This is a genomic window from Streptomyces sp. NPDC058457, assembly GCF_042720695.1.
Taxonomy (GTDB): domain Bacteria; phylum Actinomycetota; class Actinomycetes; order Streptomycetales; family Streptomycetaceae; genus Streptomyces.
In genome coordinates this window covers 167,948-188,635 of record NZ_JBHXLU010000008.1, presented here as the reverse complement: position 1 = coordinate 188,635, position 20,688 = coordinate 167,948, and the positions used below count along the sequence as shown (strand labels likewise).

17 protein-coding genes are annotated in these 20,688 nt (G+C 71.2%); 10 read left to right on the top strand and 7 right to left on the bottom strand.

Annotated elements, in window-relative coordinates; all coding sequences use genetic code 11:
* Positions 1-4: 4 nt before the first annotated feature.
* The 4 genes from ACFWPS_RS09935 (at position 5) to ACFWPS_RS09920 (ending at position 4,673) form a co-directional block, all read left to right on the top strand.
* Positions 5-199: a hypothetical protein gene (locus ACFWPS_RS09935; RefSeq protein WP_383702946.1), complete on the top strand. Its 195-nt coding sequence runs from the start codon at positions 5-7 to the stop codon at positions 197-199.
* Between the two features lie 261 nt (positions 200-460).
* Complete coding sequence (gene tatA / locus ACFWPS_RS09930) at positions 461-745, top strand: Sec-independent protein translocase subunit TatA (RefSeq protein WP_383702943.1); 285 nt, start codon at positions 461-463, stop codon at positions 743-745.
* Positions 746-792: 47 nt separating this feature from the next.
* Positions 793-1,737, top strand: a complete 945-nt coding sequence (tatC, locus tag ACFWPS_RS09925) for a twin-arginine translocase subunit TatC (protein WP_383702940.1) — start codon at positions 793-795, stop codon at positions 1,735-1,737.
* Between the two features lie 83 nt (positions 1,738-1,820).
* Complete coding sequence (locus ACFWPS_RS09920; RefSeq protein WP_383702999.1) at positions 1,821-4,673, top strand: DEAD/DEAH box helicase; 2,853 nt, start codon at positions 1,821-1,823, stop codon at positions 4,671-4,673.
* Positions 4,674-4,743: 70 nt separating this feature from the next.
* Here ACFWPS_RS09920 and ACFWPS_RS09915 read toward each other — a convergent pair whose 3' ends face one another.
* The 5 genes from ACFWPS_RS09915 to ACFWPS_RS09895 all read right to left on the bottom strand — a co-directional run bounded on the left by ACFWPS_RS09915 (position 4,744) and on the right by ACFWPS_RS09895 (position 12,125).
* Positions 4,744-5,292 (bottom strand): DUF1062 domain-containing protein, encoded by a 549-nt coding sequence (locus ACFWPS_RS09915; protein WP_383702937.1) that lies wholly within the window; start codon positions 5,290-5,292, stop codon positions 4,744-4,746.
* Between the two features lie 203 nt (positions 5,293-5,495).
* The gene (gene atzF / locus ACFWPS_RS09910) at positions 5,496-7,175 is read right to left on the bottom strand and encodes an allophanate hydrolase (protein ID WP_383702935.1); all 1,680 of its coding nucleotides are present in this window, start codon (positions 7,173-7,175) and stop codon (positions 5,496-5,498) included.
* Between the two features lie 17 nt (positions 7,176-7,192).
* The gene (locus tag ACFWPS_RS09905) at positions 7,193-10,702 is read right to left on the bottom strand and encodes a 5-oxoprolinase/urea amidolyase family protein (protein WP_383702933.1); all 3,510 of its coding nucleotides are present in this window, start codon (positions 10,700-10,702) and stop codon (positions 7,193-7,195) included.
* Positions 10,699-11,304 carry an urea amidolyase associated protein UAAP2 gene (locus ACFWPS_RS09900; RefSeq protein WP_383702931.1) on the bottom strand — a complete coding sequence of 202 codons (606 nt, stop codon included), beginning with the start codon at positions 11,302-11,304 and terminating at the stop codon, positions 10,699-10,701. The genes ACFWPS_RS09905 and ACFWPS_RS09900 overlap by 4 nt, the downstream gene beginning before the upstream one ends.
* Positions 11,301-12,125: an urea amidolyase associated protein UAAP1 gene (locus ACFWPS_RS09895; RefSeq protein WP_383702929.1), complete on the bottom strand. Its 825-nt coding sequence runs from the start codon at positions 12,123-12,125 to the stop codon at positions 11,301-11,303. The genes ACFWPS_RS09900 and ACFWPS_RS09895 overlap by 4 nt, the downstream gene beginning before the upstream one ends.
* A gap of 229 nt (positions 12,126-12,354) precedes the next feature.
* Here ACFWPS_RS09895 and ACFWPS_RS09890 point away from each other — a divergent pair, with 229 nt between their 5' ends.
* From ACFWPS_RS09890 to ACFWPS_RS09865, 6 genes are all read left to right on the top strand, one after another.
* Complete coding sequence (locus ACFWPS_RS09890) at positions 12,355-12,981, top strand: TetR/AcrR family transcriptional regulator (protein WP_383702927.1); 627 nt, start codon at positions 12,355-12,357, stop codon at positions 12,979-12,981.
* Positions 12,982-13,293: 312 nt separating this feature from the next.
* Positions 13,294-14,916 (top strand): sensor histidine kinase, encoded by a 1,623-nt coding sequence (locus ACFWPS_RS09885; RefSeq protein ID WP_383702925.1) that lies wholly within the window; start codon positions 13,294-13,296, stop codon positions 14,914-14,916.
* Positions 14,913-15,320, top strand: a complete 408-nt coding sequence (locus tag ACFWPS_RS09880) for a roadblock/LC7 domain-containing protein (protein WP_046726726.1) — start codon at positions 14,913-14,915, stop codon at positions 15,318-15,320. The genes ACFWPS_RS09885 and ACFWPS_RS09880 overlap by 4 nt, the downstream gene beginning before the upstream one ends.
* Positions 15,317-15,745: a DUF742 domain-containing protein gene (locus tag ACFWPS_RS09875; protein WP_383702923.1), complete on the top strand. Its 429-nt coding sequence runs from the start codon at positions 15,317-15,319 to the stop codon at positions 15,743-15,745. The genes ACFWPS_RS09880 and ACFWPS_RS09875 overlap by 4 nt, the downstream gene beginning before the upstream one ends.
* Positions 15,726-16,346, top strand: a complete 621-nt coding sequence (locus ACFWPS_RS09870) for an ATP/GTP-binding protein (RefSeq protein WP_383702920.1) — start codon at positions 15,726-15,728, stop codon at positions 16,344-16,346. The genes ACFWPS_RS09875 and ACFWPS_RS09870 overlap by 20 nt, the downstream gene beginning before the upstream one ends.
* Before the next feature lie 52 nt (positions 16,347-16,398).
* Entirely contained in the window at positions 16,399-17,889 is a 1,491-nt protein-coding gene (locus ACFWPS_RS09865; protein WP_383702918.1) for a cytochrome P450, read from the top strand.
* On the opposite strand, the gene ACFWPS_RS09860 is transcribed toward ACFWPS_RS09865, so the two are convergent.
* Positions 17,886-18,842, bottom strand: a complete 957-nt coding sequence (locus ACFWPS_RS09860) for an RluA family pseudouridine synthase (RefSeq protein WP_383702915.1) — start codon at positions 18,840-18,842, stop codon at positions 17,886-17,888. The genes ACFWPS_RS09865 and ACFWPS_RS09860 overlap by 4 nt on opposite strands.
* A 107-nt stretch (positions 18,843-18,949) precedes the next feature.
* Positions 18,950-20,455: an amino acid permease gene (locus ACFWPS_RS09855; protein WP_383702914.1), complete on the bottom strand. Its 1,506-nt coding sequence runs from the start codon at positions 20,453-20,455 to the stop codon at positions 18,950-18,952.
* Positions 20,456-20,688 lie beyond the last annotated feature (233 nt).

Here is a 20,688-nt window from a genome sequence, read left to right as displayed (position 1 = left end):
CCCCATGTTCTGGGCGATGGTCGCGGTAGCTGTGGGTTTCGTGGGGCTCGCCGTGCTCGGCGTGCTCGCCGTCCGGGTCTTCCTGGAGGCGCGCCGGCTGGGAGCGCAGGTCGCGGACTCGGCACTGCGGATCAACCGGGCCGCCGAGGACCTGGAGCGGGCGGCCGTCAGCGCCGCCCGTACTGTGGACACACTGTGACCCCCGCTGTGCGAGGGGTGTGAGTAGTGGGCCACAAGCGGTTTGCGTCACTTCGCCCTGTCACGGCGCCCGCAGGGGCGGGTACGCTGCTGAACGCGGCACGGAGAACGAGGCCCGTTCCGCGGACCGGGAGTACGCACGGGGATTGCCTCACGTTTACCCCTGAGCGTTACGATCGCTGACAGCACGATCACTCGGACATGTGTCCGGCGGATCGGACAGCATCCCAACCCAGCCGCCTCGGTGAGAAGGTAAAGACTTATGTTCGGAAGGCTCGGAGCCCCCGAGATCATTCTCATCCTTGTCGTCGTCATCCTGCTGTTCGGCGCGAAGAAGCTTCCGGACATGGCCCGCTCGCTCGGCAAGTCCGCGCGCATCCTCAAGAGCGAGGCCAAGGCGATGAAGGAAGACGGCAACACCACCGCCTCCGCCCAGGCGCCCGCCTCCGGCGAGCAGGCCCAGGCCCAGCGCACCATCCAGGCTTCCCCCGGCGACGTGACCAGCTCCCGCCCGGTCAACGAGCCGTCGGACACCACCCAGCGCTGACGCAAGGCCGGTAGCCCCCGGCCTGCCGCACGAGATGAGGACGTGGGTTGCCCAAGTCTGCCCGCAAAGAGGAGAAGGATCCCGAGGGGCGGATGCCTCTCGCGGATCACCTTCGTGAGCTCCGCAACCGGCTCGCGAAGGCCATGCTGGCCATCGTCATCGTGACGGTGGTCGCCGCCTTCTTCTACAACGACATCATCAACTTCCTGACCAAACCGATCCTCGACTCGATCGGTTGCCATCAGACCTTCTCGCAGATCAACAGCCAGGGTGGCAGTGAGAAGTGCGCCACGATCACCATCGACGGCCTGCTCGCCCCCTTCACCCTCGCCCTCCAGGTCTCCCTGACGGCCGGCGTCGTCTTCGCGTCGCCGATCTGGCTGTACCAGCTGTGGGCCTTCGTCGCCCCGGGTCTGCACCGGAACGAGAAGAAGTACGCCTACGCGTTCGTCTTCACCGGCGCCCCGCTGTTCCTCGGCGGCGCGTACTTCGCGTACGCGGTGCTGCCCACCACCGCCAAGGTGCTGATCGACTTCACTCCCAGCGGCAGCATCGCCAACCTGCTGCCGCTCGACGACCTGCTGCAGCTGGTCACCCGCATGGTGATCGTCTTCGGCCTCTCCTTCGAGCTGCCACTGCTGCTGGTGATGCTCAATCTCACCGGAATCATCACCGGCAGGCGGATGCTCGGCTGGTGGCGGGCCATGATCCTCGGCATCACGGTCTTCGCGGCCGTCGCCACCCCGAGCACCGACCCGCTCTCCATGCTGGCCCTCGCCGGGCCGATCTGGGTGCTGTACTTCGGCGCGGTCGCGTTCTCCCTCCTCAACGACCGGCGCAAGCGCCGCCGCGAGGCCGACGCACTCGACGACGACGAGGCCTCCGACCTCGACCTCACCCCCGAGGACGTCGGCGAGATCGAGACCGTCTCCGCCAGCCGCGCGCTGCCCGAGGGCCCGGACCGGGTCAACGGCTACGACGACGTGACCTGACAGGGCGACCCCAGTCACCGAGTGGTGCCCGCGTCCCATGACGCGGGCACCTCTTCGTCGTCCGTTGTCCCATGTTCCGGATAATGATCGTCCTGTTGTCAGTGGGGACCGGTACGCTCGAAAGCACGATGACAGAGGACCTCTCACCGGCCGAGCGGTATGCGGCGGCCCGCAGGCGGGCCGCCGAGCAGGCCACCGCGCTCGCTTCCTTCCGCGAGATGTACGACTTCGGCCTCGACCCCTTCCAGATCGAGGCCTGCCAGGCACTCGAAGCCGGAAAGGGCGTACTGGTGGCCGCCCCCACCGGCTCAGGCAAGACGATCGTGGGCGAGTTCGCCGTCCACCTCGCCCTCAGGCAGGGCAAGAAGTGCTTCTACACGACACCCATCAAGGCACTGTCGAACCAGAAGTACGCCGACCTCTGCCGCCGCTACGGCGACGGCATGGTCGGCCTGCTCACCGGTGACAACAGCATCAACCCGGACGCCGCCGTGGTCGTCATGACCACCGAGGTCCTGCGGAACATGCTGTACGCGGGCTCCCAGACCCTCATCGGCCTCGGCTACGTGGTCATGGACGAGGTCCACTACCTCTCCGACCGCTTCCGAGGCGCCGTCTGGGAAGAGGTGATCATCCACCTCCCGGAGTCCGTGACCCTGGTCTCCCTGTCGGCCACCGTCTCCAACGCCGAGGAGTTCGGCGACTGGCTCGACACCGTCCGCGGCGACACCGAGGTCATCGTCTCCGAACACCGGCCCGTCCCGCTGTTCCAGCACGTGCTCGCCGGACGCCGGATGTACGACCTGTTCGAGGAGGGCGAGGGCCACAAGAAGGCCGTCAACCCCGACCTCGCCCGGCTGGCCCGGATGGAGGCACAGCGTCCGTCGTTCCAGGACCGCAGACGTGGCCGGGCCATGCGCGAGGCCGACCGGGAGCGGGAGCGCCGGCAGCGCTCCCGGGTGTGGACACCGGGCCGCCCCGAGGTCATCGAACGGCTCGACGCCGAGGGCCTGCTGCCCGCCATCACCTTCATCTTCAGCCGCGCCGCCTGCGAGGCCGCCGTCCAGCAGTGCCTGTACGCGGGACTCAGGCTCAACGACGACGAGGCCCGGGAGAAGGTGCGCGCACTCGTCGAGGAGCGCACCTCGTCGATCCCGCCGGAGGACCTGCACGTCCTCGGCTACTACGAGTGGCTGGAGGGCCTGGAGCGCGGCATCGCCGCCCACCACGCCGGCATGCTCCCGACCTTCAAGGAGGTCGTCGAGGAGCTGTTCGTACGCGGCCTCGTGAAGGCCGTGTTCGCCACCGAGACCCTTGCGCTCGGCATCAACATGCCCGCCCGCTCGGTCGTGTTGGAGAAGCTCGTCAAGTGGAACGGCGAGCAGCACGCCGACATCACCCCGGGCGAGTACACCCAGCTGACCGGCCGTGCGGGCCGGCGCGGCATCGACGTCGAGGGCCACGCGGTGGTGCTGTGGCAGCGCGCCATGAGCCCCGAGCACCTCGCCGGGCTCGCCGGCACCCGCACCTATCCGCTGCGGTCCAGCTTCAAGCCGTCGTACAACATGGCGGTCAACCTGGTCGACCAGTTCGGGCGGCACCGCTCGCGGGAGCTGCTGGAGACGTCGTTCGCCCAGTTCCAGGCCGACAAGTCGGTCGTCGGGATCTCCCGTCAGGTGCAGCGCAACGAGGAAGGGCTCGCCGGCTACAAGGAGTCCATGACCTGCCACCTCGGCGACTTCGAGGAGTACGCGCAGCTGCGGCGGGAGTTGAAGGACCGGGAGACCGAACTGGCCCGGCAGGGCGTGTCCCAGCGGCGCGCCGAGGCCGCCGTGGCACTGGAGAAGCTCAAGCCGGGCGACGTCATCCATGTGCCGACCGGGAAGTACGCGGGGCTCGCGCTGGTCCTTGACCCCGGGCTGCCCGCCGGGCGGTCCAACGGCCACCGCGGCTTCGAACAGCACGACGGGCCCCGGCCGCTGGTGCTGACGGCCGAACGGCAGGTCAAGCGGCTCGCCTCCATCGACTTCCCGGTGCCGGTCGAGGCGCTGGAGCGGATGCGGATCCCCAAGTCCTTCAACCCCCGCTCCCCGCAGTCCCGTCGGGACCTCGCCTCCGCGCTGCGCACCAAGGCCGGACACATCCCGCCGGAGCGGGCCCGTAAGAAGCGGTCGCAGGCGGCCGACGACCGGGAGATCGCACGGCTGCGCACGGCGATCCGGGCGCACCCCTGCCACGGCTGCAACGACCGTGAGGACCACGCCCGTTGGGCCGAGCGCTACCACCGGCTGATCCGGGACACCTCCCAGCTGGAGCGGCGGATCGAGGGGCGGACCAACACCATCGCCCGGACCTTCGACCGGATCGTGGCGCTGCTGACCGAGCTGGACTACCTGCGCGGCGACGAGGTCACCGAACACGGCAAGCGGCTGGCGCGGCTGTACGGCGAACTCGACCTGCTCGCCAGCGAGTGCCTGCGGGCGGGTGTCTGGGAGGGGCTCGGCCCCGCCGAACTCGCCGCGTGCGTCTCGGCGCTGGTCTACGAGGCCCGGGTCGGCGACGACGCGATGGCGCCGAAGCTGCCCTCCGGGAAGGCCAAGGCCGCGCTCGGCGAGATGGTGCGGATCTGGGGGCGGCTGGACGCCCTCGAGGAGGAGTTCCGGATCACGCAGACCGAGGGCGTCGGCCAGCGGGAACCGGACCTCGGGTTCGCCTGGGCCGCGTACATGTGGGCCACGGGGTTGGGCCTTGACGAGGTGCTGCGGGAGGCGGAGATGCCCGCCGGTGACTTCGTCCGGTGGTGCAAGCAGGTCATCGACGTGCTGGGACAGATCTCGGCCGCGGCCCCGGTGGCGGGGTCGGATGTGGCGAAGACCGCGCGCAAGGCGGTCGACCTGGTGCTGCGGGGAGTCGTCGCCTACTCGTCGGTGGGATGACGGATGTGAGCGCCTGGGGCCTGTCCGGCGGATCCGATCCGCCGGCCAGGCCCCTGCTTTCGGTACGGGCTCAGCGCTTGAGCGTGAAGGTGAAGTCGCCGGAGAGCCTGCTGTTCAGCCGAACCGCCGACACGACCTTCCCCTCCGTGACCAGCCGCTCGACCTCGGCCCGCGGAAGACCGCAGCCCTCGGCGATCAGCCGCACCGGCCGGACCGGGATCCGCGCCGCGAAGCGGACCGAGACGTCGATCACCTCGCGGCCCAGGTGATCCGATCCGCCGGTGTCGAGCCGCCAGGCGTCGCCCCAGTCGAGGGCGATGCGGTTACGGTGCCGTACGGCCGGGTCCTGGAGCAGCTCGGCTGTCAGGCCGGGGTCGTTCGCATGCAGCCGGTCCAGCAACTCGGGTCGTACGGACCGTACGTTCGCCCGCTCCAGGAGCGTGAGCTTCGCCGTCTCCCCGCACCCGGTACAGAGCACGAGGAGCCAGGCGTCGATGAGCTTGTGGTGCGCGTTGACGCGGAACTTGCCGCTCGCCCGGAAGCGTTCCGACGCGCACGTGTGGCAACGGCGCAGGACAAACGGCAGGCAGGTGGGCATGACCACCCAGTTGGTGAGCACAGAAGTACACCGGTTCCAGTGAGAAATCCGCAGCAAGAAGAGGCGCGGCGCACAGCACAGGCGCGACGCGCGACCGATCAGCGCTCGGGAGGTCTCACACGGTGTACAAGGGCACGTCCTTGGTCGGACGACTGGGTCCGGCAGCACGGTAGCGGCGTACAGCGGCGCCGCTCCACCGGTTTTCCGGGGGCCGGGCGCGGCTGTCAGCCCTCCGCCAGAAAGGCTCGCCAGCCTCCGTGGTGCGTGATGTCCTGGGCGTCCGCCAGCGCGCCCGGCTCGCACAGGAAGCCGGGGACGCTCGTGCCGTCCGCCAGTTCCACGCTGCCCAGCGCCATCGGGCGGGGCAGCGTGGCCAGCAGGCGGCCCAGGCCCTCGGCCGGCAGGCTCCAGATCTCTGTCTCGATCGCCGCCCCGCCTGCTCCCACGTTCACCAGGCCCGGCTTGGGCGGGGTCGTCGGGAGGGCGTGGAGGCGGTACGCCGCAGCCGTCGTCGTCGTGCGGTCCAGTACCCCGCCCAGCGCCAGGAGCTGGGGATTGAGCGGCTGGCCCGTCAGGTGGGCGCCGACCACCGCGAGGCTCACCCTCGGTTCCAGGGCGCGGGCGATCGTGGCGAGGCGGTCGTCCGTGAACGCCGGTCCGATCAGCATCACGCCGAACGGCAGGCCGTTCACCTCGCCCGCAGGGACCGCCACCGCCGCCAGGTCGAAGAGGTTCGTGGAGTTGGTGAAGCGGCCCAGGCGGGCGTTGGCGGCCAGCGGGTCGGCCGCCACCTCGGCCAGGGTGGGGTGGCCGGGGGTGGTGGGGAGCAGCAGGGCGTCCGCGTCGGCGAGTTCGGTCAGGGCGCGGGTGCGCAGGGCCGCCAGCCGCTCCTGGTCGGTGAAGAGCCGGTGGGCCGGGATGTCCCGGGCCCGGGTGATGATGCCGGCGACGGTGGGGTCGAGGCCCTCGCCACCGGATGAGATCAACTTGTCCACAAAGGGACCCACCGCCGTGTAGCGCTCGGCCACGAACGCGCCCTCGTAGAGCATCGCGGCCGCCTCGGTGAAGGGGGTGAGGTCGAGCGGGCGGATCGAGGCGCCCGCGGCCCTCAGACGGTCCACCGCCTCCTCGTAGGCCTCCGCCCAGCCCTCGTCCAGTTCGCCGAGCTGGGAGAGGGCTGGGACGGCGATGCGCCAGGGACCTGGGGGGCGCTGGGGGAGGGGCGGGAGGGGGCGGTCCTGGTGGTATGTCACATGGCACTCGCTTTGGTATGTGACATACCACAGGGCCTGCTCCGCCTCCGCGAGCGTCCGCGCGAACACCGTCACACAGTCGATCGACGCGCAGGCCGGCACCACCCCCGCCGTCGGCACCAGGCCGCGGGTCGGCTTCAGGCCGACGATGCCGTTGAAGGCCGCCGGCACCCGGCCCGAGCCGGCCGTGTCCGTGCCGAGGGCGAGGTCGACGATGCCCAGGGCCACGGCGACGGCCGAACCGGAGCTGGAACCGCCGCTGATCCGGGTGGGGTCGATCGCGTTGCGGACCGCACCGTAGGGGGAGCGGGTACCGACCAGGCCGGTCGCGAACTGGTCGAGGTTGGTCGTGCCGAGGACCAGGGCGCCGGCCGCGCGCAGCCGGGCCACCACCGGGGCGTCGGCCTCCGGTTCGTAGGCGTACGCCGGGCAGCCCGCTGTCGTGGGCAGGCCGTGCACGTCGATGTTGCCCTTGGCGGCGAACAGCCGCCCGGCGAGCGGCAGGTGCTCGCCCGAGGCCACCCGCTCGTCGATCGCGCGGGCCTCCGCCTCGGCCTCCGGCTGCGGGCGCAGGTCGATCCAGATCTCGGGGCGGTCGACCGCTTCGATGCGCGCGTAGGCGGCGCGGACCCGGGAGACGGTGCTGGACATGCTCTTGCTCCTGTCGCTCAGTTCGCGGCCGGCGCCAGGACGAGCAGTGCCGTCCCCGCCTCCACCTGGTCGCCGGGCCGGGCCAGGATCTCCGTCACCACGCCGGGCATCGGCGCGTGCACCCTGGACTCCATCTTCATCGCCTCCAGGGCGAGGAGCGGCTGGCCCGCCGTCACCTCGTCGCCCGGTTGCACGTTCAACTGCCATACGGAGGCCGCGAACTCGGCCTCTATCAGGCGGCCGCCCGGCGGCACCGCCACCTCGGCGGGCTGGGTGGCGGGTGCCGTCGCCGCGTCCGCCCGCGCGAACTCGCCCGCCGCTTCCCAGGCGTCCCGCTCCGCGCCGAAGGCCTGCTGCTGGCGTGCCCTGAACTCGGCGATCGGCTCCGCGTTCGTGGCGAGGAACTCCTGGTAGGACGCGAGGGAGAAGGTGCCCTCCTCGATGCGTGGCACGAACCGGCCGGACGTGATGTCGGCGCGCAGGTCGAGGAGTTCGTCCGCGGACACCGGGTACCACCGGATCCGGTCGAAGAAGCGCAGCAGCCAGGGCATGCCCGGCTCGAACGCGCCGCGCTGCTGCCAGCCCGACCACACCTGGGTGGTACGGCCCACGAACTGGTAGCCGCCGGGGCCCTCCATGCCGTAGATGCACAGGTAGGCGCCGCCGATGCCGACGGAGTTCTCGGCGGTCCAGGTGCGGGCCGGGTTGTACTTCGTGGTGACGAGGCGGTGGCGCGGGTCGAGGGGGGTGGCGACCGGGGCGCCCAGGTAGACGTCGCCGAGGCCCAGGACCAGGTACTCCGCGTCGAAGACCGTGCGGTAGACGTCGTCCACCGAGTCCAGGCCGTTGATCCGGCGGATGAACTCGATGTTCCAGGGGCACCAGGGGGCGTCGTCGCGCACGCCCGCCATGTAGCGGGCGATCGCCTCGCGGGTCGCCGGGTCGTCCCAGGAGAGGGGCAGGTGGACCGTGCGGGACGGGACCACCAGTTCGTCGGTCGGTGGCAGGGCCAGGACGATCTCCCGTACCGCGCCCAGGAGTTCGGCCTGGGCGAGGAGACGCGGGTCGGTCTGGATCTGGAGCGAACGGATGCCCGGCGTGAGGTCGGTGACCCCGGTCAGGTCCGCCGCCGTCACGGCCTCCATCAGGGCGTGGACGCGCATCCGCAGGGCGAGGTCCAGGTGCATGGGGCCGAACTCGACCAGCAGGTTGTCGTCGCCGCTGCGCCGGTAGGTCACGTCGCCGTCCCGGGCGAGGACGCCGCCGTCGACGATCTCGGGGCGGGGCGCACCCGTCACGTCGACCGGGGTGAAGCGGACCGTGTCGCCGGGGCGGAGCTGGCCGAGTTTCCAGCGTTCGCCGCTCAGCACGGTCGCGGGGCATACGAAGCCGCCCAGGGAGGGGCCGTCGGGGCCGAGCAGGACCGGCATGTCGCCGGTGTAGTCGACGGCTCCGACCGAGTACGGGGTGTCGTGGATGTTGGAGGGGTGCAGGCCGGCCTCACCGCCGTCGGCGCGGGCCCAGTGCGGCTTGGGGCCGACCAGGCGGACGCCGGTGCGCGCCGAGTTGAAGTGCACCTTCCACTCGGCCGCGTAGAAGTCCCGGATGTCGTCCTCGGTGAAGAACTCCGGGGCGGCATGCGGGCCTTCGACGGCCGCGAGCTGCCAGACGGCGGTGAGGTGCGGGCGGTCGGCGACCGGCTCGCCGTCCGTCACCGCTCCGCCGCGCAGGACGTCACCGGTGCGCAGGGCCCGGCCGCCGTGGCCGCCGAACCGGCCCAGGGTGAAGGTGCTCGCGCTGCCGAGGAAGGCGGGGACGTCCAGGCCGCCGCCGGCGAACAGGACATAGGTGCGCAGGCCGTGCTCGGCGGGGGCGCCGATCTCCAGCAGGCCGCCCGCCGGGACCGTCACCGGCTCCCACTGGGCGGCCGGGGCGCCGTCGACGGTCACCGGGGCCGGGGCGCCGGTCACGCAGACGGTCGTGGGGTGGGTGAAGCGCAGGGACGGGCCCTGGAGGGTGCATTCGAGACCGGGCGCGCCCTCCGGGTTGCCCAGGGCGAGGTTGCCCAGGCGGAAGGACCGGTCGTCCATCGGGCCGCTCGGGGGGACGCCGACCTGCCAGTAGCCGGTGCGGCCCGGCCGGTCCTGGACCGTGGTGAGCGTGCCGGCGGCGGCGACCTCGATCCGGGGGGTGGGGTCGGCGACCGTGGCGAGGGTGGCCGTGGAGTGGGCGGCGGCGCGGAACGCGGGGTCGGCGAGGGCCGCGCGCACCAGGCCGAGGTTGGTCTCGATGCCGTCGACGCGGGTGCCGGTCAGCGCCTCGTCGAGCCGGCGCAGCGCCTGGGCGCGGTCGGGGCCGTACGCGATGACCTTCGCGAGCATCGGGTCGTACGACGTCGTGACCTCGGTGCCGGTCTCCACCCAGCCGTCGACGCGTACGCCCGCCGGGAACTCGACCCGGGTCAGCAGGCCCGCGCTGGGCCGGTGTTCGCGGGAGGGGTCCTCGGCGTAGACGCGGGCCTCGACGGCGTGGCCGCGCGGTGTGCCCGGGTCGCGGACGACGTCGGTCTCGCCGCGGGCGAGGCGCAGCATCCAGGCGACCAGGTCGACGCCGTAGATCTCCTCGGTGACCGGATGTTCCACCTGGAGGCGGGTGTTGACCTCCAGGAAGTAGGCCTCCTCGAGGGCGGCGTCGTACACGAACTCGACGGTGCCCGCGGAGCGGTAGCCGACCGAGGCGCACAGGTCGCGGGCCGAGGCGGCGAGTTGCGCGCGGACGCGCGGGGGCAGGCCGGGGGCCGGGGCCTCCTCGACCACCTTCTGGTTGCGGCGCTGGAGGGAGCAGTCCCGGTCGCCGAAGGTGACGACCCTGCCCGCGCCGTCGCCGAAGACCTGGACCTCGACATGGCGGGCGTGCTCGACCAGGCGTTCCAGGAAGACCCCGGCGGAGGAGAAGGAGGCGGCGGCGACCCGCTGCACCCGCTCCCAGGCCTCGGAGAGCTCATCGGCCGATCGACATGCCGACATGCCGATACCGCCGCCACCGCCGGTCGCCTTGAGCATGACGGGGTAGCCGATCGCGGACGCCTCGCGGAGGGCCTCGGCCAGGTCGGCGAGCAGCCCGGTGCCCGGTGCCAGGGGCACGCCGGCCGCCTCGGCCGCCGCCCGTGCAGTGTGCTTGGCGCCGAACAGCTCCAGCTGTTCCGGGGTCGGGCCGACGAAGACGATCCCGGCCTCCTCGCAGCGCCGGGCGAAGTCGGCGTCCTCGGACAGGAAGCCGTAGCCGGGGTGGATCGCGCCCGCGCCGGTGTCCTTGGCGGCCTTCAGGACCAGGTCGGCGTCGAGGTACGACTCCTTCGCGGGGGCCGGGCCGAGGCGGACCGCCTCGTCGGCGAGGCGTACGTGCGGGGCCGAGCGGTCGGGGTCGGAATAGCCGGCGACCGTGCGCAGGCCCAGTTCGCGGGCGGTGCGGATGATGCGGACGGCGATCTCGCCGCGGTTGGCGATCAGCAGGGTGTCGAAGGTCATCCCGCGGCTCCGGTGATCGTCATCTGTACGGCCGTCGGGTCGAAGCCGTTGCAGGGGTTGTTGATCTGGGGGCAGTTGGAGACCAGGACGAGGACATCGCGTTCGGCGCGCAGGGCGAGCTTCCGGCCGGGGGCCGAGAGACCGTCGACGATGCCGAGGGTGCCGTCCTTCTCGACGGGCACGTTCATGTACCAGTTGATGTTGGAGACCAGGTCGCGCTTGCCGAGGCCGTGCCGGGCGCCCTCCGCGAGGAAGTTGTCCACGCAGGCGTGCTGGGACCAGGTGTGGTGGCCGTAGCGCAGGGTGTTGGACTCCTTGGAGCAGGCGCCGCCGACCGTGTCGTGGCGGCCGACCTCGTCCTCGGTCACGGTCATCAGCGGGGTGTGCTCGTTGGAGAGCAGCACGCTGCCGGTGGTGAGGAAGATGCAGCCCTGGGCGTGGATGGTGTCGGGCGCGCTGTAGCGGACGGCGGTGTCGTGGGCGTCGTAGACGAGGAAGTCGACGGCCTGGTTGCCGTGCAGGTCGGTGATGGTGAGGGTGTCGCCCTCGGGGATCACGGCGGACCAGGCGGCGCGGGCCGGGACGACGGTCTGCGTGCTCATGCGAGCCCCCTCGCGGCGAGGAATTCGTGGGTGTTGAGGAAGGCGCGGCGGCCTTCGGGGGTGGCGTCCCACAGGGGGTCGCCGGGCGGGGTGGGGGCGGCGCGCCAGGCCAGCACCTCCAGGGGGGTGCTGACGTACTCGGGGCGCGGGTCGGCCGGGTGCGGGACGTTGGCGATCAGTACGGTCACGTCCTGCTCGGCGCGGAGCGTGACGCTGCCGCCGGGGCCGGCCGAGCCGGTGAAGTCCAGCGTGCCGTCGTCGCGCACCTCCACGCCCTGGAAGAACGACAGGGACGGCGGCAGGTCGCGCGGTTCCAGGCCGTTCTTGGCCGCCGCCAGCTTGAACAGCTCGCGGCCGGCGGGGGAGGGCGACTGCGGGGTGCCGTCGCCGTAGCGGCCGGTGTTGCGGACCAGGGTGGAGGTGCCGCACAGGGCGTCGTGCCGGCCGGAGGTGTCGGCGACCACGGAGGCGAGGACCCGGCCCTGGTCGGAGAGGAGCAGCACGCCCTCGCCGAGGTAGGCGTTCCACTGGACCTTGACGGTGTCGGCGACGTTCAGCCGCTCCCAGGGGCGGCCGTCGGCGTACAGCAGGAGGTGGGCGCAGGCGTCGCCGACCGGGTCGGTCAGCCGCAGTTCGGTGCCGCGGGCCAGGACGCGGTGCGTGTAGTTGCCGCCCGCCACCGTCTCGGCCCACACCAGGTGGCCCGCCTCGCAGGGCGGGTCCGGCCAGTCGGCGGCCGGTACCACGGGCATGGCCTCGGCGCGGGTGCCCTCCTGGGCGCGGGCGTGCGCCCGGGCTCCGTACGTGGTCGCTGTCGCCATCGCTGACCTCCGGCTCCTTGGACTCGGGTGAGACTCGGGTCCGACTCGGGTTCGATTCTGGTTCGACTCGGGGAGATTTCTGTCGTCCGACAGAAATTAGGGGCGGACCGGGTCGGCGGCGTTGCCGCGGTGTTCCGGCCCGGTTACCGAGGGCTCACCGGGGGCCGGGGCCCGGCGGGCGGGGCATCGGCGTGATCGCCGTACGAGGCGGTGTGCGAGGATCGAACGCATGGGGACGAGTAGTGGCCGCCGGGTCGGCCGGCCGCGGGCCGCGCAGCGACCGGACAGCGGCCTTGAGCCGCGGGCCGAACTGCTTGCGGCCGCGGCCGAGTTGTTCACCACCCATGGCTACGCGGCCACCACCACCCGGGCCGTCGCCGAGCGCGCGGGCATGCGGCAGGCATCGATGTACCACTACGTCTCCGGCAAGGAGGAGCTGCTCGCCGAGCTGCTTGAGTCCACCGTGACGCCGTCCCTGGCCTGTGCGCGGGAACTGCTCGCCGACGACGTGACCCCGGCCGAGGAGCGGCTGCGGATCCTGTGCCGGGCCGACGTGGAGCTGCTGTGTGCCGGGCCGCACAATCTCGGTGCGCTCTACCTGCTGCCCGAGGTGCATGCCGAGCGATTCGCCGGCTTCCATGCCGTACGGGCCGAACTCAAGGACGCCTACCGGCAGTTGATCGCCGCCACGGCGGCCGGCGGGGCGCTGGCCAAGGGGGAGCTGGAGCTGCGGACCGATCTCGTCTTCGGACTGATCGAGGGCGTCATCCTCGTCCACCGCTCCGAACCGGAGCGCCCCGCCCGCGAGTTCGCCCGCGCCACGGCCGAGGCCGCGCTGCGGATCGTCGGGGTCTGAGGTTCCGCTCCGGAGACTCTTTTCACCCGTCACGGTGAGTGACCCCGCACGTCTGTGCGTCGTGACTGGCGGTGTTCGAGTGAATGCCCTCCGTGCAAAACGACCGAGGGTACTCCAGTCCTTTGGGTGATTTCAGGTGCTTGCCGAATATGACACGGCGTTGATCCGGTCGGACTAAGCTCGCCCGCGGCGCACCGAGTTGAGGTGAATTCGTGCGCCTGTTCCCAAACATACGGAAGATCCAGACTGCTCCATGAACCTTCCCCCCACGAGCTCCCCCGACACCCAGCCGATTCGTCTCAGAAGGCATACATGGTGAGTGTGCAATCGCCTCCCGATGGCCGTGAACTTTCCCTGGCGCGCGTGCTGTTGCTGCCCGCCATACTGATGGCCGCGGCGACCGCCGCCGCCGTCGTCCTGGTGGCGGGATCCGCCCGGATCGCCGTCGGCGTGTGCGGGGCCGTCGGCATGCTGCTGGTGCTCGCGACGGCGGCGGAAGCGGTGCGCCGCGGCCGTAGGCTCCGGGACGCCCGGGCCGAGCACGCCCGTCACAGCGCGTATCTGGAACAGCGCCTCACCACGAGCGACGAGGAGATCGACCGCCTCGGCAGGGACGTCTTCCCGACCGCGCTCTACCGGCTCAAGGCCGGCGAGTCACCCAAAGAGGTGGTTCGCCAGGTCTTCGACGTCGACCCGCGCATGCGCCACGCCCCCGAGTCGCAGCGCCGGCTGATCCGCATCATGCTCGACATCGTCGACGAGGAGGACCTCCAGCGCGACTCCCTGGAGCGCTCGTTCGTCAGCGTCGCCCGCCGGGTCCAGGCCATCGTCCACCAGCAGGCCCACGAACTGCGGGAGATGGAGGAGGACCACGGCCGCAACCCCGAGGTCTTCGACGACCTGCTGCGCATCGACCACGGCACCGCGCTGATCGGACGCCTCGCCGACTCGGTCTCCGTGCTCGGCGGCGGCCGCCCGGGCCGCCAGTGGCCCAACCCCGTCGCCCTCTACAGCGTGCTGCGCGGCGCCATGTCCCGGATCCTGGAGTACCGGCGCATCGAGCTGCACTCCATCTGCCAGGTCAACATCAAGGGCACCTCCGTCGAGCCGGTCATCCACGCGGCCGCCGAACTCCTCGACAACGCCACCCGCTACTCGCCGCCCTCCACCAAGGTGCACGTCACCGCCGTCGAGGTGCAGTCCGGTGTGTGCATCGAGATCGAGGACGCCGGCGTCACCCTCAACGAGGAGGCCCGCGGCCGCCTGGAGGGCCTGCTGGAGAAGGCCAAGCAGGGCAAGGACATCCAGGTTCTCGGCGAGAACCCGCGCCTCGGCCTCTCGGTCGTGGGCCGCCTGTGCAAGACGTACAACATGGACGTCTCGCTGCGCGCCTCCGCCTACGGCGGCGTCCGGGCCGTCCTCATCGTGCCCAGCGACATGATGACCACCGACCCCGCCCCCGGCATCGCCCACGGCATCGGCGCCACCGGCATCCCGAAGCCCGAACTCGGCGCCCTCGAAGGCCCCAAGCGCCCGCCCAAGAAGCGCCGGCCCACCAGCCCCCGCATCCCCGCCGGTATCTCCATGGAGGACGACGTCCCCGAGGTCACCGAATGGACGGCCGGCGGGCTGCCGCAGCGGCGCAGCCGGATGAAGACGCCGCTCAGCCAGCGGATCGCCGAGCAGGCCGCCATCGAGCGCGCCGAACGCGAGGGCAACCCGACCATCTGGTCGCAGCACAAGGAACCCGAGCCCGAGCAGCCGGAGCCGGAGCGCCGCGAGCCCGGCCTCTGGGTCGATGCCTTCTGGGAGGGGCTCAAGAAGAACAACCCGGGTGTCCACCCCACCGACTTCACCCGGAACCCCACCAAGTACCTGCATCTGATCAACGATCCGGCCGGCACCGAGGCCGATGACGAGGGGGACCTCAAGTGATCCAGCAGCGAGGCAACTTCGACTGGATGCTCAAGCAACTCGCCGACGGGGTACCGGGCGTCGAGATGATCGTCGTGCTCTCCGCCGACGGACTGCGCATCGCCCGGCACGGCGGCGACCCCGACGCCGCCGACCGGCTCGCCGCGGCCTGCGCGGGCGTGCAGAGCCTGGCCGGCGCCGTCGCCCAGGAACTCCCCATCAGCAACGGCGACATGAACCTCGTCCTGATCGAGATCGACAGAGGCTACTTCTACCTCATGTCCGCCGGCGCCAACGCCTACCTCGCGGTGCTCGCCGACGTGACCTGCGAACCGGGCCGGATGAGCGAGATGATGCGCGACCTCGTCGTCCGCATCGGTGCCCACCTCACCAGTCCGCCCCGGCGGAACGGGCAGACCGTATGACTCCTCCGCAGCGCAAACGGCGCCAGCCCAGGCCGGAACTCGTCACACCCCCGCTCCCGTCCGCGCCGCCGACCCCCGAGAGCGGCGGCGAGGACGGCGACAACAAGAACCCCGAACGGCTCTACGTCATCAGCGGTGCGGACGGCGCCCGGGCCGAACTCGACCTGGTCACCTTAATCGTGGCGCGCGCCGCCCCACCGCCCTCCGTCACCCCGGAGCAGGCGGCGCTGCTCCGGCTCTGTCTCGCCCCCCTGTCCGTGGCCGAGCTCTCGGCCTACCTCAACCTGCCGTTCAGCGCGATGACGGCGCTGATCACCGAGCTGATCACGGCCGAACTGGTGCAGGCGCACGCCCCGATCGTCCGCCAGGCGCTCCCCGACCGTTCACTTCTCGAAGCGGTGATGCATGGACTTCAAAAGCTCTGACACGATCCCCGGCCCCCGCACCGAGGACCATCTGCCGCACACCGCCCAGGCCGCGGTGAAGATCGTGATCGTGGGCGGCTTCGGGGTCGGCAAGACCACCATGGTCGGTTCCGTCAGCGAGATCAGGCCGCTGACCACCGAGGAGACCATGACCCAGGCCGGCATCGGGGTCGACGACAACTACGGCTCCGAATCGAAGACCGCCACCACCGTGGCCATGGACTTCGGCCGCATCAGCATCACCGACCAACTGGTCCTCTACCTCTTCGGCACCCCCGGCCAGGAACGCTTCTGGTTCCTGTGGAACGGCCTGTTCGAAGGCGCCCTCGGTGCGGTCGTTCTCATCGACACCCGGCGCCTGGAGGTCAGCTTCGACGTCATGGGACGCCTGGAGGAGCGCGGGGTGCCGTTCGTCGTCGCCGTCAACTCCTTCCCGGACGCGCCCCGTTACTCCGTCGAGGAACTGCGCACCGCGCTGGACCTGTCGCCCGAGATCCCCATCATCGAGTGCGACGTCCGCCGCCGGGCCTCCAGCCGTGACGTCCTGATGACCCTGATGCGCTTCCTGCACTCGCTCGCCATGTCCGGCGCGCTCACCTGACACTTTTTTCGGACACTTTCGTACTATTTCTGATCTTTTCGGAGCGATCACTGTGACGCCTGAATCCCCCTTCCCGGCCGGCACCAGCACGGACCCCGTTCCGCCGCCCGGCTGTCCGGCGCACGACCGCGGTCCCGGCGGACTCCATCGGCTCTACGGCGCCGACGCGGACCACCTGGGCGAGCTGTACGAGAGGCTGCGCGAGGAACACGGCTCCGTGGCGCCCGTCCTGCTCCACGACGACGTACCGATCTGGGTGGTCCTCGGGCTCACCGAGAACCTTCAGATGGTCCGCACCCCCGCCGTCTTCACCCGGGACAGCCGCGTCTGGACCCCGCTGCGCGAGGGCATGGTCAAGCCCGACCACCCCCTCATGCCGCACATCGCCTGGCAGCCCATCTGTTCGCACGCCGAGGGCGACGAGCACCTGCGGCTGCGCGCGGCGGTCCAGGGCGCCATGACCACCATCGACCACCGCAGCATCCGCCGCCTCATCGGCCGTTACACCCAGCTGCTGGTCAACGAGTTCTGCGAGAAGGGCCGCGCCGAGCTGGTCTCCCAGTACTCCGAGCACCTGCCGATGGCCGTCATGTGCGAACTGCTCGGCATGCCCGAGGAGTACAACGACCGGATCGTGGAGGCCACCCGGGACGCGCTCAGGGGCACCGAGACCGCGATCGCCAGCAACGAGTACGTCATGGGCTGCCTGACCCGGCTCACCGCCCGCCGCCGGGCCCGCTCCGAGGACGACTTCACCAGCCACCTCGTCAACCACCCGGCCGGACTCAACGACGACGAGGTCGCCCAGCACCTGCGGGTCGTTCTCTACGCAGCCTACGAGACCACCGCCAACCTCCTCGCCAACGCGCTGCGCATGGTCCTCACCGAGCCCGGCTTCCGGGCCCAGCTCAACGGCGGCCAGATGACCGTGCCCGAGGCGATCGAGCAGTCCCTGTGGGACGAGCCGCCGTTCAGCACCGTCTTCGCCTACTTCGCCAAGCAGGACACGGAACTCGGCGGCCAGCGCATCCGGGCCGGTGACGGACTGCTCTACGCCCCCGCGCCGGGCAACGTCGACCCGCGCGTCCGCCCCGACCTCAACGCCAACATGCAGGGCAACCGCTCCCACCTCGCCTTCGGCGGCGGCCCGCACGAGTGCCCAGGCCAGGACATCGGCCGTGCCATCGCGGACGTCGGTGTCGACCAGCTGCTGACCCGCCTGTCCGACATCCAGCTCGACTGCGACGAGGAGGAGCTGCGCTGGCGCGCCTCGATCGCCTCCCGGCACCTGGTGGATCTCCCGGTGCGCTTCGACCCCAAGCCGAAGCAGGACGTCACCCTCATGCCGAGCCCGGCGCTCGTCCCCCCGCAGCGCACCGACCGGCAGGCCGGCCTGCCCGGCCCGGCAGCGCCCGCACCGGCCGTACCGGCCGCTCCGGAACCGGTGGAACCCCGCCCCGCACCGGCCGCCGCACCCGCTCCCGAGGCGGCCAGGCCACGCGGCATCTGGCCGCGGCTGCGCCGCTGGTGGCTCGGCCGCTAGCCGTCCCGCCGACCGGCCCAGTCCTGGTACGACTCCCAGGCCCGCAGCGTCCGCCCGCTGCGCAGCCGATGCTCCACCCCCGTGACCGGATCGGTGAACTCCAGCCTCCGCGCCAGCAGTTGCAGCGGACGCCGGAAGTCACCGTCCGGCACGGGGCCGGTCACGACCGGATACAGCGGATCGCCGAGAATCGGTACCCCCAACGCGCTCATGTGGACGCGCAGTTGATGCGTCTGCCCGGTGTACGGGGTGAGCCGGTACCGCCCCAGGTCTCCTCTGCGTTCGACCACTTCGACGAGGGTCTCCGCATTGGGCTCCCCCTCGATCTCCCGAGCCGCCGGCACCCCGCGCTCCTTCAGGATCCGGCTGCGCACGGTCCGGGGAACGGCGAGCGAGGGATCGTACGGCGCGATCGCCTCGTACTCCTTGCGCACCAGCCGCTCGCTGAACAGCGTCTGGTAGGCCCCCCGCTCCGCGGGCCGCACGACGAACAGCACGAGCCCGGCCGTGAGCCGGTCCAGCCGGTGCGCGGCCCCCAGCTCGGGGAGGTCCAGCTCCCGCCGCAGCCGGGCCAGGGCGGTCTCGGTGACGTGGCTGCCGCGCGGGGTGGTGGCGAGGAAGTGCGGCTTGTCGGCGACGACGAGGTGCGCGTCGCGGTGGACGACGTCGAGGGGGAAGGGGACGGGGACCTCGGGGGGCAGGTCGCGGTGGAAGAAGAGGTAGCGGCCGGGGGAGTAGGGCGTGCGTGCGGCGACGGGTTGTCCGTCGGCGTCCACGACGAGCCCCGAGTCCAGCATCTCCTCGACGACACCGGGCCCGGCTCCGGAGAGCCGGGCCACAAGGTATTCGCCGACGGTGCCCCACTCCTCGGAGAAGGGCAACCGGATCCGCACGGGGTCCACCCCTTGGCGCTGAGGGAGGGGGGAAGGTGGTACGGAGGTCTTACGTCTCATTTGCAGCCAAGGGTACGGGGAGCGCCCCTTCAGGGGCGCGGGGCTGTTTCGATATGCGGCTCCGCCGCGTGGGCGCGACCAGCCACATCGCACCCGCACCCGACCCACTACGCCACAGCCTCCGGCACAGCGACCGCACTTCGAGACTCCGCCCGGGCAAGCCTCCAAACGCCGCCCACCACCACAGTCCCGACCAGGAACAACACGGTGAACCACCTGAAGTACCAGTGACCCCCCGCCGGGTCGTACACCGCCCCCCGAGGCCACGCCAGATTCACCGTCATCACCAGCCCGTACAGCAGCGCGACCGCGTTGACCGGCACTCCCCACCGCCCCAGCGAGAACAACGGCGCCCCGGTCTCGTCCGTCCCCTCGACCCGGAACTCGCCCCGCAGCCGCCGCACCAGCAGCGGCCCGGTCACCATCGCGTAGGCGAGGTACAGCATCACGATGCACGTGGTCCCGATCGCCAGGAACGCGTCCGGCGAGGCGAAGTTGAGCAGCAGCAGCGCACCGGCGAGTACCCCCACCACGACGGCCGGCGCACCCGGCATCCCGGTACGCGGATTCACCCGCGCCAGCCGGTCGGCGAACGGCAACTGCCCGTCCCGCGCCATGGAGAACAGCATGCGCGAGGCCGCGGTCTGGATCGCCAGCGTCGCCACCGCGATCGCCACCACCACGTCCGCCAGCAGCACCCGGCCCACCCCGTCCCCGAGGCTGCTGGTCAGGACGTAGCTCAGCCCGTCGACCCCCAGGTGCCCGTCGGTCAGGCTGGGCGCGGCCAGCAGGCCGCCCAGGATGACCAGGCCGCCGAGCAGGCCGGCGGCGGACAGCGCCGTGAGGATCGTGCGAGGGGCCGTCCGTCGCGGCTGGTGCGTCTCCTCGCTCATCTCCCCCGCGCTGTCGAAGCCGATCATCACGTACGCGGCCGTGAACGAACCGACCAGCAGGGCGCCCAGCAGACCGCCCTCGGCGGCCGTACCGGTGTGGAACGTGATGCCCGGGGAGCGCTTGGAGTGGGTGAGCAGCAGCACGATGATCAGTACCGCGCCGATGATCTCGGCGGTCACCCCGACCCGGTTGACCACGGACATCACCCGGTTGTCCAGGACGTTCACGAGGGTGGTCAGCACCAGCAGTACGACGCCCAGCACAGCGGCGTTGGCGGCTCCGTCGGCCGAGGTCACCGCGGTGTCCGTGCCGATCAGCTGGAATCCTGACCACAGCGCGGGCAGCACCATCTGCAGCGCGAGCGCGGCCGCCGCGACCACCACGATCTGCCCGATCACCATGATCCAGCCGGCGAACCAGCCGAAGACCGGGTTCGACAGGCGTGAGGACCACTGGTAGATGGCGCCGGAGATCGGGTAGCGCCCGGCCAGCTCGGCGAAGCACGCGGCCACCAGCAGCTGGCCGACCAGCACGGCCGGCCAGGCCCAGAAGAAGACCGGGCCGCCGAACGCGTACCCGAAGGCGAAGAACTGGAAGACGGTCGTCAGTACGGAGATGAAGGAGAACCCGGCGGCGAACGAGGCGTACCGGCCGAGGCTGCGGTGCAGCTCCTGGCGGTAGCCGAACTCCTCCAGGGAGTGGTCGTCGAGTGTCGTCACGGCGGTACCTGCCTGTCAGGCGGACTTCCTGTCGAGGACGGAAATCGCGGATTTCCTGTCGGGCGACAGAAATTAGGGACGCGCTGTTTCGGACGCGTCACGCGGGCGTGTCCGGGGCGGGCCCAAGTCCTCACGCCCTTGCGGAGTCCGCTCAGACGCGATACATCGTGTGTATTGACGGTCGGGATCGAGTCGCGATATGTTCGGCCACGGATATTCGGAAGCGAGGTGGT

What these genes read in the sequence shown, in the direction of transcription:
- ACFWPS_RS09870 (WP_383702920.1), top strand. Translation starts at nt 15,726, where the DNA reads ATGGACTTCAAAAGCTCTGACACGATCCCCGGCCCCCGCACCGAGGAC.
- ACFWPS_RS09900 (WP_383702931.1), bottom strand. Translation starts at nt 11,304, where the DNA reads ATGAGCACGCAGACCGTCGTCCCGGCCCGCGCCGCCTGGTCCGCCGTG.
- ACFWPS_RS09860 (WP_383702915.1), bottom strand. Translation starts at nt 18,842, where the DNA reads ATGAGACGTAAGACCTCCGTACCACCTTCCCCCCTCCCTCAGCGCCAA.
- ACFWPS_RS09885 (WP_383702925.1), top strand. Translation starts at nt 13,294, where the DNA reads ATGGTGAGTGTGCAATCGCCTCCCGATGGCCGTGAACTTTCCCTGGCG.
- ACFWPS_RS09935 (WP_383702946.1), top strand. Translation starts at nt 5, where the DNA reads ATGTTCTGGGCGATGGTCGCGGTAGCTGTGGGTTTCGTGGGGCTCGCC.
- ACFWPS_RS09920 (WP_383702999.1), top strand. Translation starts at nt 1,821, where the DNA reads ATGATCGTCCTGTTGTCAGTGGGGACCGGTACGCTCGAAAGCACGATG.
- ACFWPS_RS09895 (WP_383702929.1), bottom strand. Translation starts at nt 12,125, where the DNA reads ATGGCGACAGCGACCACGTACGGAGCCCGGGCGCACGCCCGCGCCCAG.
- tatA (WP_383702943.1), top strand. Translation starts at nt 461, where the DNA reads ATGTTCGGAAGGCTCGGAGCCCCCGAGATCATTCTCATCCTTGTCGTC.
- ACFWPS_RS09875 (WP_383702923.1), top strand. Translation starts at nt 15,317, where the DNA reads ATGACTCCTCCGCAGCGCAAACGGCGCCAGCCCAGGCCGGAACTCGTC.
- ACFWPS_RS09905 (WP_383702933.1), bottom strand. Translation starts at nt 10,702, where the DNA reads ATGACCTTCGACACCCTGCTGATCGCCAACCGCGGCGAGATCGCCGTC.
- ACFWPS_RS09890 (WP_383702927.1), top strand. Translation starts at nt 12,355, where the DNA reads ATGGGGACGAGTAGTGGCCGCCGGGTCGGCCGGCCGCGGGCCGCGCAG.
- atzF (WP_383702935.1), bottom strand. Translation starts at nt 7,175, where the DNA reads ATGTCCAGCACCGTCTCCCGGGTCCGCGCCGCCTACGCGCGCATCGAA.